The 18,907-nt window shown below is 37.0% G+C and carries 15 protein-coding genes and 1 pseudogene; all 16 read right to left on the bottom strand.

The window, feature by feature from the left end:
- Positions 1-10: 10 nt before the first annotated feature.
- Positions 11-1,468 (bottom strand): annotated as a pseudogene (mazG, locus tag ACTNEP_RS19490) (nucleoside triphosphate pyrophosphohydrolase).
- A 6-nt stretch (positions 1,469-1,474) separates the two neighbouring features.
- Complete coding sequence (locus tag ACTNEP_RS19485) at positions 1,475-3,043, bottom strand: putative polysaccharide biosynthesis protein (protein ID WP_441163629.1); 1,569 nt, start codon at positions 3,041-3,043, stop codon at positions 1,475-1,477.
- A gap of 309 nt (positions 3,044-3,352) precedes the next feature.
- The gene (gene ptsG / locus ACTNEP_RS19480) at positions 3,353-5,374 is read right to left on the bottom strand and encodes a glucose-specific PTS transporter subunit IIBC (RefSeq protein ID WP_441163628.1); all 2,022 of its coding nucleotides are present in this window, start codon (positions 5,372-5,374) and stop codon (positions 3,353-3,355) included.
- Positions 5,375-5,534: 160 nt separating this feature from the next.
- Entirely contained in the window at positions 5,535-6,374 is an 840-nt protein-coding gene (glcT, locus tag ACTNEP_RS19475) for a glucose PTS transporter transcription antiterminator GlcT (RefSeq protein WP_441163627.1), read from the bottom strand.
- A 242-nt stretch (positions 6,375-6,616) separates the two neighbouring features.
- Positions 6,617-7,153, bottom strand: coding sequence for a stage V sporulation protein T (gene spoVT / locus ACTNEP_RS19470; protein ID WP_441163650.1), 537 nt, complete (start codon positions 7,151-7,153; stop codon positions 6,617-6,619).
- Positions 7,154-7,285: 132 nt separating this feature from the next.
- Positions 7,286-10,819, bottom strand: a complete 3,534-nt coding sequence (gene mfd / locus ACTNEP_RS19465; RefSeq protein WP_441163626.1) for a transcription-repair coupling factor — start codon at positions 10,817-10,819, stop codon at positions 7,286-7,288.
- 350 nt (positions 10,820-11,169) lie between these two features.
- Positions 11,170-11,400: an anti-sigma-F factor Fin gene (locus tag ACTNEP_RS19460; RefSeq protein WP_441163625.1), complete on the bottom strand. Its 231-nt coding sequence runs from the start codon at positions 11,398-11,400 to the stop codon at positions 11,170-11,172.
- A gap of 86 nt (positions 11,401-11,486) precedes the next feature.
- Positions 11,487-12,047, bottom strand: coding sequence for an aminoacyl-tRNA hydrolase (gene pth / locus ACTNEP_RS19455; protein WP_441163624.1), 561 nt, complete (start codon positions 12,045-12,047; stop codon positions 11,487-11,489).
- A gap of 518 nt (positions 12,048-12,565) precedes the next feature.
- The gene (locus ACTNEP_RS19450; protein WP_441163623.1) at positions 12,566-13,207 is read right to left on the bottom strand and encodes a 50S ribosomal protein L25/general stress protein Ctc; all 642 of its coding nucleotides are present in this window, start codon (positions 13,205-13,207) and stop codon (positions 12,566-12,568) included.
- Between the two features lie 80 nt (positions 13,208-13,287).
- Positions 13,288-14,241 (bottom strand): ribose-phosphate diphosphokinase, encoded by a 954-nt coding sequence (locus ACTNEP_RS19445; RefSeq protein WP_441163649.1) that lies wholly within the window; start codon positions 14,239-14,241, stop codon positions 13,288-13,290.
- Between the two features lie 20 nt (positions 14,242-14,261).
- Positions 14,262-15,626, bottom strand: coding sequence for a bifunctional UDP-N-acetylglucosamine diphosphorylase/glucosamine-1-phosphate N-acetyltransferase GlmU (glmU, locus tag ACTNEP_RS19440; RefSeq protein WP_441163622.1), 1,365 nt, complete (start codon positions 15,624-15,626; stop codon positions 14,262-14,264).
- A gap of 286 nt (positions 15,627-15,912) precedes the next feature.
- Entirely contained in the window at positions 15,913-16,203 is a 291-nt protein-coding gene (gene spoVG / locus ACTNEP_RS19435) for a septation regulator SpoVG (protein WP_018934289.1), read from the bottom strand.
- 176 nt (positions 16,204-16,379) lie between these two features.
- A complete protein-coding gene (purR, locus tag ACTNEP_RS19430; RefSeq protein ID WP_441163621.1) occupies positions 16,380-17,195 on the bottom strand; it encodes a pur operon repressor in 816 nt (271 codons plus the stop codon).
- Positions 17,196-17,249: 54 nt separating this feature from the next.
- Complete coding sequence (gene ispE, locus ACTNEP_RS19425) at positions 17,250-18,119, bottom strand: 4-(cytidine 5'-diphospho)-2-C-methyl-D-erythritol kinase (RefSeq protein ID WP_441163620.1); 870 nt, start codon at positions 18,117-18,119, stop codon at positions 17,250-17,252.
- 91 nt (positions 18,120-18,210) lie between these two features.
- Positions 18,211-18,390: a small, acid-soluble spore protein, alpha/beta type gene (locus ACTNEP_RS19420; protein ID WP_441163619.1), complete on the bottom strand. Its 180-nt coding sequence runs from the start codon at positions 18,388-18,390 to the stop codon at positions 18,211-18,213.
- A 179-nt stretch (positions 18,391-18,569) separates the two neighbouring features.
- A complete protein-coding gene (veg, locus tag ACTNEP_RS19415) occupies positions 18,570-18,833 on the bottom strand; it encodes a biofilm formation stimulator Veg (protein ID WP_441163618.1) in 264 nt (87 codons plus the stop codon).
- Positions 18,834-18,907 lie beyond the last annotated feature (74 nt).

Here is an 18,907-nt window from a genome sequence, read left to right as displayed (position 1 = left end):
TGCAATGTCATTAGCTTTCTAAACGCTTTGCTTCTTCCCAAAACTGGTCCAATTCCTCTAATGTGAAGGAATCCCATGTTTTCTTACTTTCCTCCACCATTCTTTCAACGTATTGAAAACGGTCGATAAATTTTTGATTTGTTCGCATTAAAGCAATTTCTGGATTAATTTTATAATATCTTCCTAAGTTAATCATTGCAAATAGTATATCTCCAAATTCCTTCTCCTGCGCTTCAAACGTTTCGTTTTCCTTTGCAGTCTTTAGCTCTTCCAGCTCTTCATATACTTTCTCCCAAATCGGTTCTGGTTCACTCCAGTCAAAGCCTACTTTTGCTGCTGTTTTTTGAATATCCTCTGCAAGTAATGTTGCTGGTAACCCTTTGTTCAAAGTAGATAAAAGGCTTTGCTGTTGCTCTCCTTTTTCTTCTTTTTTGATAGCTTCCCAATTTTTCATTACTGCTAACTCATCCTCGACCTCTAGCTCACCAAAAACATGGGGATGTCGGCGGATCATTTTTTCCGTTATATTATATATTACGTCATCAATACTGAAAAATCCTGCTTCTTCTCCAATTTGACTATGTAGCATAACTTGTAATAGAACATCACCAAGCTCTTCCGCCAATGCCTCATCATCTTCTCTATCAATAGCATCGATCACTTCATATACTTCTTCCACTAAGTATTTTTTTAATGTTTCATGTGTCTGCTTTTGATCCCAAGGGCAACCACCAGGAGCTCTTAATGTAGCTATTACTTCTCTTTAACGATAGAATTGGTGATTTAGCTTTTCTTTGTCTATCGGCGGTATATAAACACTTGTTAAATTACTCAGCTGCATTTGTTGATCTAACTCTACTAATGATATCTTCTTAATTGACTCATTTTTACTACCCACCGCTTCGACTATATAGACAGGATATTCTGCTGGCAAGTCTTCCAATAAAGTCAGCTTCACCTCTGATGCAACAAAGGCATCATATACCTGGCAAAAAACGATATGGTGTTCATATTGCAAGTGATGACGACTAAATGATGTCGCATCGACAAACTGAAAACCTTCGATAGGATCTATTTTTAATGCAGAAAACAAATCATCTAGGAAACTTTGACCACCAGCAATTTCCACATCAACTTCATCATGATTAATTAATAATTGTACGGTTTGTTCAGCTAGCATGGGATGACCTGGTACAGCGTAGATAATATTCCCTTTCTCTTTGGCTGCTTCTACTAAAGTTCTGGCAATTTCATGATAGACGTCTTCAAACTGATGGTAATTTTCATAGACATCATCAAATGAATGGAATGATAGTTGCATCTCCTCTTTTAACTCATGAATTACCGGGTGATCCAGTGTTCTTACGTAGCATACCTGTTGCACATCTGTAAGTTTTCGATATATTCCTAATGGTAGCTGGTTGATATCTCCACCACCAAGACCAATAATTTCGATTAAAGGTTTCATGTTCTTCTATCCTTTCTTCCATCTATTTAATAGCGGGAGCGGCTCAAGCTCTTTCCTTGTTAATATACGACATTTAACGATAATAGTAGCATAAACAATAAAACCGATGATTACACTCGCCATCACAAAAAGGAATAAGGTCAATCGGTTGTCAAATGATATAAAGTAAAGAGTTACTTGTTTTAATATAGCTAGCACAATGGCCATCGTTAAACTTGCTATCATTAGCTTTACCCAAGGTATGATAAGTAATCGGTAATCTTTTAGTACATAACGTAATAATAAAAAATTAGTAGTAACTATCATCATTACTGTCATAACTGTAGCAATGGCGGCACCATTCATGCCTAATAGGGGAATTAAAACATAATTTAACACCATTTTCATCCATAACCCACCAAAAATAATGATAGCTGTCCATTTCATATAGCCAAATCCTTGAAGAATAGAGGCAATTGTCACTGCTAAAGAAGTAAATAGTAAAGAAATCGTTACTATTCGTAAACTGGAGGTGCCAAATTGATTCTGAAATAATAATTGATTTACTTCAGGAAACAATGAAATTAAACCTACTGTAGCTCCAACGGAAATTAATAGACAATATTTAGTTGTTAATCGAATCCTTGCTATCGTTTCTTCTCTGTTTATTTGCCAATTTAATTTTGTTACGGAGGGAACTAAAGCCAGTGCAAAGGATGAACCAACAACCGTTACTAATTGTAATAATGGTTGCCCTCTGTCAAATATCCCCTTGATCACCGTTGCATCTTTCAATGTTTCACCGAAATGAAGCAGAGCAGGAACCATTGTGAAGGCATCAGCCAGCTGCATAAGTAGTAACAACATATGATTCAAACTGATAATAAGACCAGCAATAATGATTTTCTGAAATAATCTGTTTTCCCGTCTTATCCTGGATAAAGGCTGGTTATTCCCTTCCTTCTTCTTTTTGGCATATGAATACAGGAAGAGGAAGGATGCAGTCAAAGCCATTATGCTAGCAATCATTGCGCCATCAGCAATTTGATAGACATGCAAATGCCCTTGATAGATCAGGATTGCTGTAAAAATAATGACGGTTGCCCGTAATAGCTGTTCGATCATTTGAGAATAGGCAGTAGGTTCCATCCACTCGTCTGATTGGGTAATCCCTCTTAAGAGCGCTACAAAAGGTACAAATAAAAATACCCAAGACACATGCCTGAGTGGAGTTGCTAACTGACTATCACCCATCCATTCAGCTAACATTGGGCTTAATAAAAATAACCCAAGAAAAAGAAGAATCGTAAATCCCATCATACTAGTGAAAATCTGTATATAAACAGTGCGATTGTGTTTTTCCTTTTGATGTTCTGCTAAAAACTTTGAAATCGCAGTTGGAAAGCCATATAAAGCGAGCATAAAGGCAATCCCTAAAATCGGATAAATTTGCTGATAAATATAGAAGCCGATATCACCGGTCAAATTTTGTAATGGTATACGATAAAAGGCGCTAATTACTTTACTTAATATCCCTGCTAAAAGCAGTGCAAATGCACCTTTATAAACGTGCTTGTTTTGTTTTTCGTTAGTCATCATGTTCTTCCTTCATTTTCTAAATTCCTTGCCATTATAACATAGTCTTACGCCATCTAAATGAAAAATGAGATACACGTCACAACTTACACTAAGAAAAGAAACAAACCTATACGAAGACTCCTGTGGAACAGACGGAAAGCGAAGTAATCTGCCGAAGCGATTATTTAAGCAGCACCATAAGAGGATGGAAGGAAGCATATATAAAGTGAAAGTTATGACTATTGTACACATTGTTATTTGCTATCTTAATTGGCAAAAAAGCTACACACGTTTCGATGTTGTTTGAAACGCATGTAGCCTTTTTATTTATTGATTAATTTGGAAGATGTCTTTGTCTTCTTTGCTGATATTTCCTGTTTTGTTTAATTGGATCGATTGACCTTCTGCTAAATTAGTAAAGATAATTGGTGTTACCGTTGATGGTGCATTGTTGCTAATAAAGTCTAGGTCGACCTCCATCAAGGCTTGACCTTGTTTCACTTCATCGCCTTCTACCACTTTAGCAGTGAAGCCTTCTCCCTTTAAGTTTACTGTGTCAATACCAATATGGATGAGAATCTCTGTACCATTATCAGCTTCGATACCAATGGCATGTTTAGTTGGGAAGACATTAATGATTTTACCATTAACAGGTGACACAATTTCACCATCTGTCGGTTTCACCGCAAAACCGTCTCCCATCATTTTTTGTGAGAATACTTGGTCTGGCACTTCAGACAATGGCATTACTTCCCCTTGCATAGGACTTACAAAATCTAAATCTGCTACTGCACTATTTTCAGGTGCTGTAGTCTCTTCTTCCGGTTTCACTTTTTTCGTTGGTGTTTTACCATCCATAATATCTTGCATTTGGCCTCTAATTGTATCAGAAACCGGACCGTAAATTGCTTGGATGTTATTACCAACTTCCATAACTCCGGAAGCACCTAGTTGTTTTAAGCGGTCTTTATTTACTTTATTTTTATCATCTACACTAACTCGCAAACGTGTAATACATGCATCTAGGTTCGTAATGTTATCTTTACCACCCATAGCTTCTAAAATTTCATATGGACGATCGTCCACTTCTCCTTCTTCCTCTGCATCTTGTGCTTCATCTTCACGACCAGGTGTTGCTAAGTTAAACTTCTGAATCGCAAATCGGAAACCAAAGTAATAAATAACAGAGAAAATTAAACCAATGATGATAACCCACCACCAGTCGGTACGGTTAGGCATGATCCCGAATAGAATAAAGTCAATTAAACCACCTGAGAATGTCATACCAATCTTCACATCAAGCAGGTACATTGTCATAAAGGATAATCCTGCAAATACCGTATGAATCGCAAACAATAATGGAGCTACAAACAAGAACGAGAATTCAAGCGGTTCTGTAATACCTGTTAAGAAAGATGTTAATGCTGCAGAGAACATAATACCACCAACAACTTTCTTTCTCTCAGGTTTTGCAGTGTGATAAATTGCTAATGCTGCTGCTGGAAGACCGAACATCATGAATGGGAATTTACCAGTCATGAAGTTACCAGCTGTAAAGTCAACGCCATCTCTTAACTGCTGGAAGAAAATAGCCTGGTCTCCTCGAATAATTTCCCCTGCTGCACTTGTATAAGTACCAAATTCAAACCAGAATGGTGAATAGAAAATATGGTGCAATCCAAACGGTATTAACGCACGTTCAATAATACCGAAAATTAACGTTGAAAAAGTTCTATTCGTTTCTAACATAAAGTGTGAAACAGCATTTAAACCCTCTTGCGCAAATGGCCATACTATATACATCACAATACCTAAAATTAATGATGAAAATGCTGTGATGATTGGAACAAACCGTTTTCCTGCAAAAAATCCTAAAAACTGAGGTAATTCAATATTAAAGAATCGATTATACATATAGGCGGCGAGTATACCGACAATAATACCTCCAAAAACACCTGTTCCTAAAGTAGGAATACCGAGAATATTTTCATATGCTGGTTGTTCTGTCATTTCCACCGTGATGTCACCAAAAACACTCATCGTGACATTCATAATTAAGTAACCAATGATAGCTGCCAGTCCAGCAACACCATCACCTTTCGCTAAACCGATTGCAACACCTACGGCAAAGAGTAATGGTAAGTTATCAAAGACAACTCCACCTGCTTCTGACATTACTTCTAAGACTTTCTGTACGGTTGCATTACCAAACCATGGGAATCTCTCTACCCAATCTTCCTGTGCAAAGCTTGTACCAAATGCCAATAGTATACCGGCAGCCGGAAGCAGTGCTACAGGCAGCATTAATGCTTTACCTACTTTTTGTAGGGTACCAAATATATTGGACATGATCTAATCCTCCTCTTTATTCATTGCAACATTAACAAATACATGCAAATAAAAAAGCATGAGTAAAAGGGGTTTGTAGGAAAGCCGAGAGTATATACTTCTCCCATATCTTTTCCTAAAACAACCTTTTTACTCATGCCTGATCGTATCAGTAACACGTTTATGATTGCGTTAGCCGTTGTAGATGAATCGTTAAATACAATACTTCTGATTCATCAACTTTTATATGCATTTGTTGTTGCATCACTTTGATCAATTTCCAAGCCAGATTATAGCACAATGGATAAGTGTTTTTCAAGACTTTTGCCAAATTTGTTTGCTCTCCGACTTGTTCACCTTGATAAACCCTTTCAATTGCTCGGTGGAGATGCTGTATAAGACGATTATAATTAATATTATTTCGTTCTAATTTAATTTGTAAATTTTCTTCGATAATTGCTACTAACTGTGAAATGAGCTGATGATGACGATTCATATCTTGAATGGTTTTATTGGTAAGAGCACTATGGATATGCAATGCTATAAAACCTACTTCACCTTCCGGAAAAACGACGCCTACTCGTTCTTGAATAACAGCTACAACTTCTTGAGCGACCTGATATTCTTTCGGATACAATGATTCAATCTCCAAAAGAAAAGGGTTAGAAAATTGAACATTTTGATGTGCTCGGTTAATGGCAAATGATAAGTGATCAGTTAAGGCAACATGAATATGTTCATGGAGTGTTTCATTCATTCTTGTTTCAATTAAAAGCATAATCTCGTGCAACACTTCCATTACTTGTGGATCAATATATGACACTAACTGTTTATATTGCGCCTGTTCTTGTTCATCCTTTAACAAGAACGTTTTTTCTGCTTGTTCTTGTGGAACAATATCGCCTTTTTTCTTACCAAACCCTATTCCTTTACCAATCAAAATAACTTCCTTATATAAAGGATGGCTCGCAATAATCACATTATTATTTAGCGCTTTCTTAACCGTCATTTGGTCGTTCAAATTCTCCACCTCCATTTCACACCTTTACACATTACACCATTGTACTAAAAACCTCCACATATATCACCTATAACGGATTAGAAACAGGACTAGCTTCGTAAAAAATGCATTATACACTTATTTCAACTAAACATATTGACGATTCATTTTGGATGTGATGTTTCTCCATTCTTTTGGTGATGACTGCTAATCCATAAAAAAATAGTATAGAAGCGAAATACTTCTATACTATCTGTTGTTTCCTATTCCATTTGTTTTGCGAGGAACGTGGCGGCTGCTTGGGCTGCTTTTTTCTCTGCTTCACCAAAATCTTTCTTCTCCCTTGTGAACAACACCATACAACCAATTGGATCGCCCCCCGCGATAATTGGTTGAAGTAAGTATGCCTCTAATTCTTCTTCCTTATTTTCGATAATTTCCAGTGTGTTGGTATTTGTTTCGAGAACTGATTCACGATTGTCCATTAATTCATCAATTTTTTTCGAAATGTGCTTACCTAAATATTCTTTTTTTGATTCACCTGAAACGGCAATAATTTCGTCTCTATCACTAATAAGTACCGATAAATCTAAAGAATCAAATAATGCCTCCGCATACTCAGTTGCGAAATCACCTAGTTCACTAATCGGAGAATATTTTTTTAGAATCACTTCACCGTCACGATCAACAAAAATTTCCAACGGATCACCTTCACGAATTCGAAGTGTTCTGCGAATTTCTTTTGGGATAACAACTCTTCCTAAATCATCAATACGACGTACAATTCCTGTAGCCTTCATATTAATCATTTACCTCACTTTCTATAATTAAGCAATACATACAATTATTTCTTCAATTGAAATAATTATGTTGTAAGGTTAGTATGATTAATTTACTTGGAAACTATACTTTTTTTCGGTAATAATTTCATTTTAAGCGACAGGCGTTTGTTTCATTTCGCTTAGAGTTTGGATAAACTCCTCTAAAATATCATATCGTTTTACAAATTGTTCCTTCTCAAAGCGGAACTGTACCTTCAACTTACGATCTTCTGTACCTAACTGAATTAACCTTCCATATTGGTTGGCAAATTCAAATAATTTTGCCCCATCCAATTCTTGACTTCTTTCTTCTTCCACTATTACTTCTATTTTTTGCTTCCGTTCTGTAATTGCTTCGATTCTTTCCTTTTTGGACATCATTTTCAATGTGGATACATGGAAAAGGTTTGCTACTTCTTCAGGGTAATCACCAAAGCGATCAATTAATTCATCTCGTAAATCATGAATATCTTCCTGAGAATACATAGCCTGGAATCGTTTATACATATCGATCTTTTGTTTTTCATCCGGGATATAACTATCCGGAATATAGGCGTCTATTTTCAAATCTAATTCCACTTCAAATGGTTGTATTTCCTCAACAGCTTTCCCTTGTTTTTTCGCTTCAACCGCTTCATTTAACATCTGTGAATACATATCAAATCCAACAGAGTCAATAAAACCGTGTTGCTGGGCACCTAAAATATTTCCAGCACCTCGGATGGATAAGTCACGCATAGCAATTTTGAAACCTGAGCCCAATTCTGTGAACTCTTTGATAGCCTGCAATCTTTTTTCTGACACTTCCGTTAAAATTTTATCCTGCTGATAAGTGAAATAAGCGTAAGCAACACGATTAGAACGTCCTACCCGACCACGTAATTGGTATAGTTGACTTAGCCCCATACGATCTGCGTCATAGACGATTAGCGTATTTACATTAGGGATGTCTACCCCTGTTTCGATAATCGTTGTGCTCACTAATACATCAGCTTCTCCCTCTAAGAAGGAAAACATAACATTCTCCAGCTCCGATTCATTCATTTGTCCATGAGCAACCGTTACCCGTGCGTCCTCTACTAACGACTGAATTTCTTGGGCAATTTTTTCGATAGATTCAACTCTATTATATAGAAAGAATACTTGGCCACCACGGGATAACTCTCGCTCAATCGCTTCCCTTACTAACGGCCCATTAAACTCCATTACATACGTCTGAATAGGAAAACGATTTTCAGGCGGTGTTTCAATTACAGATAAATCACGAACACCAAGCATCGACATATGCAATGTCCTTGGTATTGGTGTAGCAGTTAACGTCAAAACGTCAACATTTGTTTTCAACTGTTTAATTTTCTCTTTATGTTTGACTCCAAAGCGTTGCTCTTCATCAACGATCAGTAATCCTAAATCCTTATAGGTAACATCCTTTGATAGTAGTCGATGCGTCCCAATTACCATATCCACGGTGCCATTCTTCAAACCTTTTAATGTTTCTGTTTGCTGCTTTCTTGTACGAAAACGGCTTAATAAACCGATATTAATCGGATAATCCTGAAACCTCTCCAACACTGTTTCATAATGCTGCTGCGCTAAAATAGTTGTAGGCACCAGTATCGCAACTTGTTTACCATCTGCTATCGCTTTGAATGCCGCTCGAATTGCTACTTCTGTTTTACCGTAACCAACATCCCCACAAAGAAGACGATCCATTGGTCTTTCTTTCTCCATATCCTGCTTAATTTCTTCAATACAACGCAATTGATCTTCTGTTTCCTGATATGGAAAAGATGCTTCAAATTCTCGTTGCATTTCCGTATCTGGTGAAAAAGCATAACCCTTTGCAGCTTCTCTTTCCGCATATAGCTTCATCAAATCATCTGCAATGTCCTCCACCTTGGACTGAACTTTGCTTTTTACCTTTTTCCAGTCGTTTCCGCCTAGACGGTATAATTTTGGTTCTTTGCCCTCTGAACCGACATACTTCTGTACTAAATCTATTTGATCTATCGGTACAAACAGCTTATCGTCCCCAGAATATTTAACCAGCATAAAATCTTTATGCAAGCCGTTCACTTCTAGTGTCTCAATACCGATATATCGACCGATACCATGATTAGCATGCACAACATAGTCACCGACTTGTAACTCTTGGTAACTTTTAATTCGCTCTGCATTCGAGATTTTTTGCTTACGTTTTTTTCTTGTAGTCTTTTGCTTAAATAACTCATTTTCAGTAATAACCGCAAGCTTATGCATAGGCAATTCAAAACCGCCGCTAATATTTCCAATAGTAATCACTGGTTGCTCTACAGGTAATGAAGGCAAGTCCTCACTTATCAATGTACTCATTTGATAATCTTCCAGCACAGACTGGATTTTCTCCATTCTACTTTGATTCGGAGCTAGAATAATGACAGAGAAATCCCCTTTTTGCCAACGGTCCATTTCATTTTGTAACAGATTCATTTGTCCATGAAACTGCTGCATTGCCCGACTTGAGAGATTGACAATATTAGCCGGGTTTGTATTAGGAATATGACGTAAAAACACCGAAAGGTATAACCGCTGTTGTTTCATATTATTCCAAACCTGATGCCAATCAAATGACAATTTTGAATCTCTAACGGCCTTCCCTCGCTGTAAATTATCTTTAAGCCACTCCTGTTCCTCGTTATCTAAATGCGCAGCAGTTTCCTGAATTCTGCTCATTTCATCTAAAACAAGGAATCCATTTTCTGGCAAATAATCTAGTAAACTATAGCTCTCCTCATAGAAAAAGGAAACATATTTTTTCATTTCTTGGAAACGTTCACAATGATGTAGACGATCTATATCTGCTGTAATCGTTTCTGTTAGTACTTGCTGATCTGATTTATTCTTGATCTTTTTAACCGTTTGGTTTAATGAATGTTCTAGCTTCTGAGCTGCAGCAACTAAATCGCTATTCTTTAATAGTAACTCTGATGCAGGAGTGATGGTAACCTGTTCCTGCTTTGCCAATGATCGTTGTGATTCTGCATCATAATAACGGATAGAGTCGATTTCATCATCAAACAATTCGATTCGAAGTGGTTGATCCTCCGTTAGAGGATAGATATCCAAGATCCCGCCTCGCAAACTAAACTCACCAGGGCTAGAAGCCATATCCTGTCTGGCATATCCCATTTCAATTAAATATTCTAATGTCTGATCAATATCGATAACCTGCTCCAATTTAAAGTGGAGTTGATATTTTTGCCAATACTCCACCGGTGGCAACATCCGCTTTAATGCTGCTACTGGAGCAATTAAAATGGCATTGTCTTTATTAAGCCAATTTGTCAGTGCAGAAATACGCTGGCTTAGCAACTCAGGACTAGCAATTGCTAGTTCAGATGCAAGCAGCTCATTAACAGGATACAAGTACACATGCTGCTCGTCCGAAAACTCTAACATATCTTCATATAATTGTTGCGCTTGAGTTAATTGATGTGTGACGATTAACGTTTTCTTCTGAGTAGATTCTTGAATCAAGGTTGTAAACAGGCTTCTGGCAGAACCAGATAACCCCGAGACCACTTGTTCCTTTAGACCGGACTCAATGCCATTAATAATGGAATGGACGTCGTCACGGTTTTGTAAGTATTGTTTTATTTCATACATAATGCTCCCCCTAAACACCTTAAAACTAATATATGTTCCATTTCTTCGATAATTGCTAAACCTGTAAGAAAAGCTCAATATGCCCACTTAAAAATAAAAAGGAGCACGGATAGTTCGATTTTTGCCACGTAAAGTAGTGGTTTAAATCAAACATCCCTTCCCTTTCAAAAGAGAATCAAGATGAGCGAACAAACCATTTATTTCACCTTGCCAAGACCAAACGAACAGGAAATTAGCTAGTTCTTGGCGCTTATACAGACATCTCTGTCTATACTTTCTTACCATACAAAAATGCTTTGGTGAACAAACCAAAGCTTATCTTTGTCAAATTAAAAGCAGTATAAAAGTAATTATTGAATAAAATAATCTAACTCATGGTATTGTGGATGTTGGTCCAATAATTGTTGGCAATCTTCACAAATAGAATGAAGTGTAACAGTTTGATCTTGCTGATAGTTCATCAGCTTGTTTTTTTCTTCTGTTGATAATACATTCCATCCTATCTTTTCTAAATCCAACATTTGTGGCTTGAGTCTGCCGATTTCCGTACCACAATGCTTGCAAGTATAAAGTAAAGTCATCATTCGTGCCTCCCTACGTAAGAAAGCTATAGCTTGATTAATTGTTATTCTACCCGGTAAAGGGTAAATATATACTTAATGATGACTTATTTATTATATTCATTCATTACTTTTGGAAATGGTTGTTTTAGCCAAGCCTCCATTGCATCTGCCGCATGTTCAATCGATTGCTGTAAGGTGTCGAGGTCTTTTTCATCGAATTTGCCAAGAACATAATCGATCACAGTCATCGGACTTTCAGGTCTACCTATGCCAAATCGTAATCGATTAAATTGCTTTGTTCCTAATTGTTCAATACAAGAACGAACACCGTTGTGTCCCCCATGTCCACCCGTTTGTCGTAATCTGATTTTACCTAATGGCAAATCTAAATCATCATAGACAACCGTTACTTGATCTGGCTGAAGACCGTAAAAATCCATTAATGGACGAAGTGATTCACCAGATAAATTCATATATGTTTGAGGCTGAAGTAAAATAACTTTTTCTCCCTCAACGTTTTCCACCGTAAAATGCCCTTTGAATTTATTTTTATTCAAACTCCATCCTTGACGTGTCAGAATTTCATCAATGACCATGAAACCAACATTATGTCTTGTCTGCTGATATTTAATTCCTGGATTTCCTAATCCTACGATACATTTCATAGAAAGTCTTCCTTTAACTAATTTTTTCTTCTTATAGTTTAACATAAGAAAAGCACTAGCGCCCATTTAAAGACGGATGAACGGCATAGTTATATCCTCTGTAGCCAAGTCATTAATATTGTTTGCAAATAAGACCAAGCGTATAATTTCTGAATAAAATGGGACGATGACCAGTGAGAGTCTTACAGACCGTTTAACACCGTGATAAAAATGGTGAAAAGAGGCTGAGACAAAAGTGTTTTTTATCCAGCAAATTCCGAACATAAATGGTGCGAATACTCGCTTCAGAAATATACTCCTTTTTCGCAGGCTTGTCCTCAAGCCTCCTCGAAAAAAGAAGTTCGCTTTTTCTGCGGGTCTTCACACTGCGCTTTCCCACAGGAGTCTACGTATATTTCCTAGGCGCTATTAGCAATTGTCCGGCCTCTAGACTAAACACTTTCTTTTTGTCTCAACCTCTTATTTTTAAGCATTTTACAGAAGCAATATCCCTTTTCTTAAAAATACGTTCTCTTTAGCTATTCTTCACTTTCTCCATTATTTGCATTCTTTTCATTAATAACTTCTGGTTCCACTGATTCGTCTGTCGTAGTTGATTCTTCTGCCGGTTCTTCATCAGGTACTAAAATGGAAACAATAGTTGCTGCTTCATCTTCTAGGATTTCATAGTTTCTGCCATCCTTCAAATCAGAAACTAAGATGCTGTCTCCAACAGCTAAATCAGAAACATCAATCTTGATTTGTTCTGGAATATCAGTAGGTTTCGCTCTAAGCGATAGCTCATATAATGGTTGCTGTAGAACTCCGCCTTCTTTTACCCCCTGAGCCTCGCCCTCTAAGGTAATCGGTACTTGCACATCCATTTCTTCTTGCATATTTACTGCATAAAAGTCAGCATGTACTAGTTCATCTTTCAATGGATCAATTTGATATTCATGTAGCATAACATCGACAGCATCACTATCTATTTGTAAAGAGATAATTGCATTTTTCCCTTCTTTTCTAAGTGTTTTTATTAATTCAAGACTGTTTACTGTCACTGCCTTTGGTTCCACTTGGTAGCCGTAAATAATTCCAGGCACCTCACCCGCTTCTCTTAAAGCTTTCGTATGAGATCTTTTTAAATCCTCTCTTTTTTTTGCTTCTAAAGTTACTGCCACATTAATCACCCTCCATAGAAAAATAAATGATAATACTATATTTCCCTTGAGTTTAATAGGCTAAACCTCTTTTTTTGAAATTAATCAAATAGAATACTGACAGATTGACGTTCATGAACACGTATAATGGCTTCGCTAATTAAAGGAGCGACTGATAATTGAGTAATCTTATCAATTTGTTTATCTTCATGTAGTGGAATACTATTTGTTACAACTAATTCTTTAATTTTTGAATTCTGGATCCGGTCAATTGCAGGTCCTGATAATACGGGATGTGTACAGCATGCATAGACATCTGTAGCTCCGTTTTCGATTAATGCATTGGCACCTAATGTTATGGTTCCTGCTGTATCAATAATATCATCGATCAGGATCGCTGTTCTTCCTTCAATATTTCCAACAATGTTCATCACTTCTGCCACATTTGGACGGGGTCTGCGCTTATCAATAATTGCAATCGGTGCTTTTAATCTATCTGCTAATTGTCGAGCACGCGTTACGCCTCCGTGGTCAGGTGAAACTACCACGATATCCTCTAATCCTTTTTTACTCCAATAACTAGATAAAATCGGAACTCCAACTAACTGGTCAACCGGAATATCAAAGAAACCTTGAATTTGTGGAGCATGTAAATCTAATGTTATGACTCGGGTAGCCCCAGCTGTTTGCAATAGATCCGCAATTAACTTAGCTGTAATTGGTTCACGGGCACGCGCTTTACGATCTTGTCGGGCATACCCATAGTAGGGCATCACAATATTGATCGAATTTGCTGAAGCTCTTTTTAATGCATCGATCATAATCAATAGTTCCATTATATGTTGATTACCTGGTTCACAAGTAGACTGCACAACATAGACCTCACAGCCACGGATACTTTCTTCAATATTTATTTGGATCTCTCCATCACTGAATTTCGTTACCGAGCTTTTTCCTAATTCCACCCCAATATTGGCCGCAATCTCTTCCGCTAACCTTGGATTCGAGTTTAATGTAAATACTTTTAAGGATGAATCCTTATAGGACATGTGTATACCTCCATAAGTTCTTTTAATTATTTATATTTTTTTGCATATTCCTCTTTGTTTACTTGTTTTGCCCGGCCAATCGATAATGCGTCACCTGGTACATCTTGGTGTATGGTCGAACCTGCTGCAACGAGTGCACCTTTACCAATGGTAACTGGTGCAATTAAATTAGCATTACATCCGATAAAAGCATCATCTTCTATCATTGTTTTGAACTTATTCTTGCCATCATAATTAACGGTAATCGCACCACAGCCAATATTGACGTTGCTTCCTATTTCTGCATCACCTATATAGCTAAGATGTGGCACTTTACTTTTATTATCTATCTTTGACTTTTTAATTTCAACAAAATTACCTACTTTTACCTCATCGCCAATAGATGCATCTGGACGAATATGAGCAAACGGTCCAACCTGGACTCGGCTTCCGATATAACTTGATGTTGCCACACTATGACGAAATACCGTATTTGCTCCAATATGGCAATCAGTCACTTCCGAGTTAGGCCCAATGATAGCCTCATCCTCTATAGTCGTGTTTCCTTTTAATACACATCCTGGCTCAATCACTACGTCTGTTCCAATTTGGACATCAACACCAATATAAGTATTAGCAGGATCGATAATCGTTACACCATTTCTCATATGTTGCTCATTAATACGTTTTTTCATAAGTGCTTCTGCTTGAGATAATGCCACACGATCATTAACACCGATTGTTTCTTCAAAGCTATCTGTCTGATAAGCAGTTACTTTCTTACCTTCCTCTTGTGCAATTTCAATAACGTCAGGTAAATAGTATTCGCCCTGTGCGTTATCATTGGATACCTTCTTCAATGCTTCAAATAACCATTTATTATCAAAGCAATAGGTTCCTGTATTAATTTCCTGAACGGCTTTCTCTTCTTCTGTCGCATCTTTTTGTTCAACTATTTTGCTGACCTGATTGTTTGCATTTCTAATAATTCGGCCGTAACCTGAGGGATCTTCTGCATGTGCAGTTAAAATAGTAACGGCTGCATTTTCACTTTCGTGCTGATCTAATACAGCTTGCACTGTTTCTTTCGTTAATAACGGTGTATCACCACAAACGACAATAGTTGTACCTTCCTTATCGGCTAAATATTCTTTAGCTTGCTGTACAGCATGTCCTGTTCCTAGTTGTTCTTCTTGAATAACAAATGCACAACTATTTCCTAACTGTTCTTGTACTTTTTCCGCTCCAAAACCGACAACAGTAGTTATATTGGCAAGGCTCAACCCTTTTAACACATCGACCACATGTTGTACCATTGGCTTCCCTAATACAGGATGGAGAACTTTATATAATTTAGATTTCATTCTTGTTCCTTTTCCGGCTGCTAAAACAATTGCATAGCGATTTGACAAGATAGTCCCTCCGTTTCGATTCACTCCGATAATTTATATATAAGATATTCTGAATTTGAACATTAATATCCCAATTATGAATATATACGAAAACCAGCGTATTTTCAATAAAGATGGCATAATTTAATAACCAATAATACAGTAGCGATTTTTATCTATAATTCTAACTTAGACCAAGGAATAGGGAATTTATTTTTCTAGATTTACTCTCTCTTGTGAAACCTTCTGCTTATATACAAAAATAAAAAGCCCAATCAAAATTTTGATTAGACTTTTTCACTCTTTTTTACGAAGCTCCAGCTTCTTCATATTCAACTTCAGCTTCTCCAGCACGATGATACTCTTCTAAAACAGCATCTTGGATTTTAGCCCTTGTACCAGAGTTAATTGGATGCGCAATATCCCTAAATTCACCATCCGGTGTACGTTTAGAAGGCATTGCTACAAACATTCCATTGTTCCCGTCAATCACTCGAATATCGTGTACCACAAATTCATGGTCTAATGTAATGGATGCGATAGCTCGCATTCTTCCATCGGTATTCACGCGGCGTAATCTCACGTCAGTTACTTCCACTATGTTTCACCACCTTTTCCCTATTTAAGAACTTACTATCTTAAATTCAACAAACTTTTTAAAATTCCTGCCTAATTTATAAAAAATTTTATCTTTTTTAAGAAAATTTTCTTATAGTAAGTGGTGATGACATGATTCGATAGGTTTAGATCTAAACGGTTGTACACGATATTTTACTACTGGTCAAAGTAATTCCCTTTCATTACCTCAATTTCTTTATTGTTAGAGTCTACATTTTTTATTTGTAATAAAGAAGTGTAGTCATCCACTACTCGATCTTCTTCCTCGTCCTCCGCTTCTGCAAGCACACCAATTGCTTTTACATTTGCATCAAATTCTTGTAATAAGTTCTTGATCCCATTTATCGTACCACCAGCTTTCATAAAATCATCAATGATACATACATTCTCTCCTGGCTTTAAACTCCGCTTAGACAATACCATGGTCTGTATTTTCTTGGAAGAGCCTGATACGTAATTAATACTTACTGTTGAACCTTCTGTTACTTTTGGATCACGACGAACAATTACTACAGGAACATTTAGAAACGAAGCAACCGCATAAGCTAATGGAATTCCCTTCGTTGCTACTGTTACAATAGAGTCAATATTTAATTCAGCAAAACGAGAAGCAAAAAGTCTGCCAATATCCCTAATTGTACTCGGCGTCCCTAAAATATCACTCATAAATAAATAGCCACCAGGCAAAATCCGGTTAGGATCTTCCAGTTGGTAACACAACTTTTCAATGATAGACTCACTATTTTCTATAGAAACATTTGGTACATATTTTACTCCTCCTGCTGCACCAGAAATGGATTCTAGATAGCCAATCCCATCTTCTTTAAACATACGATTGATAATTGACAAGTCTTCACTAATCGAAGACTTTGCAGCACCATATGTCTCAGAAAAAAAAGGAAGAGAAATTAATTCCATTGGATGTTCTACTAAATAATTTGTCATCGCAACCAGACGATCACTTCTTTTCATTACTACACCTCAAAATCCGAATAATTTGTGGTAAATATAACATTTTATACGTGTTTAATCAAGTTTTTGATGACTACCCAATAGTCTCACAACATATACTTCTTCACAAAATCCTCTTAGGCTATTATAAATACGGTCAGCTCTACTTTCTTGTTGAACGAGACCAAATACGGTCGGACCACTTCCGCTCATCAATACAGCATCTGCACCAGATCGTAACATTTGATCTTTTATTTGGAATACTTCGGGGTTTTTAGGTAATGTGACGGTTTCCAGTACATTCTTCAATCTACTACAAACACCTTGGTAATCACATTGTTTAATCGCTTTAACCATGCCTTCTGTATCTGGGTGGTCTAAATCGTCTAGTTGTAGTGATTGATACACAGATTGTGTGGAGACACCTTGTGTCGGTTTTGCCAATACCACCCAGCACTGAGGTGGTGCCGGTAGTTCGATAATTTTTTCACCTCTTCCTTTTGCAAGAGCTGTGGAATTATACACACAAAAGGCTACATCGGAACCCACTTCTGCTCCTAAAACAGCCAGCTCGTCCAATGTTAATTGAAGGTTCCATAAACGATTTAACCCTCGTAATGTTGCAGCAGCATCACTGCTCCCGCCAGCAAGTCCGGCAGCTACCGGAATTTGTTTGTCTATTTTAATTCGTACTCCTTGTTTCGTCTGGTAACGATCCTTCAATAATTTTGCCGCTCGATATGCTAAATTTCGTTCATCATTAGGAACAAAACGATTTTCAGATGCTACCTCTATCTTATCATCTTCCAAGAGAAAGAATTCAATACGATCGGCTAAATCGACAGTAGTCATTACCATTTCCACTTCATGGTATTGATCTGGTCGTTTATAAAGCACATCTAGTGTTAGATTAATTTTAGCCGGGGCTTTTTCAATGATATACAAAGTCGCTCACCTACTGATAATTTTATATTCAGAATTTTACTTTATGTAAAGATACCATAAAAACAAAGAAAAGCGCAAAAAGGACAAAGTCTTAGACTTTGTCCTTTTGTAAACTCTCTTCTGCCATTTGTACTGCTCTTTTCACCATATTACCTGCATCGCGTGCGGTAATACCACCCCAACCATCTTTTTGCACCGTGTCGTAAAAACCTAATTCTTTAGCAAGCTCTTCTTTAAATTGATCGGACATAAGACCACGTCTTCTACCCACTGAAGATACTCCCTTTCTGTCGTGTTTTACGACAGTCCTATTTTATGTTTTATTACTTGAACGATACGAGGTAATAAAAGGGTGATAGTCATCTTCTTGGCATTGAATGTTTGACGAACCGGATTAAAAATAATCCATAATAGCTGAGTTATTGCAGTAAAAAAAGCAGTAAACAAAGTTTACTGCTCTCCTGAGACCGCTTCTAAATCTTCCGTAAAATTCAATTCAACTGTTTCAGTGAGAACATCTGCATAACTGTAAGAAACACGCTCAAATGCATTCTCCTTCTGATCAAGTTCAACAATAAAAACGGAAGGGTATGTTTCTGCTAATGTACCATAACGCTCAATGGTTTTCTTTCTTCCACCATTTGCTTTGATCCGTAGACGTTTGCCGACATTTCCATCTAAACCTTGTTTGATTTCAACCAATGTTTTAGCCAATACATTCCACCTCACTAAGGATAATTATACTACATTCTTGTCCAACCGTCAATTAAAAATATTCTATTATAACA

This window comes from Gracilibacillus sp. HCP3S3_G5_2, assembly GCF_052063305.1.
Taxonomy (GTDB): Bacteria; Bacillota; Bacilli; order Bacillales; family Amphibacillaceae; genus Gracilibacillus.
Note: the sequence above shows the minus strand (reverse complement) of the source record. Positions and strands in the feature narration are given on the sequence as shown.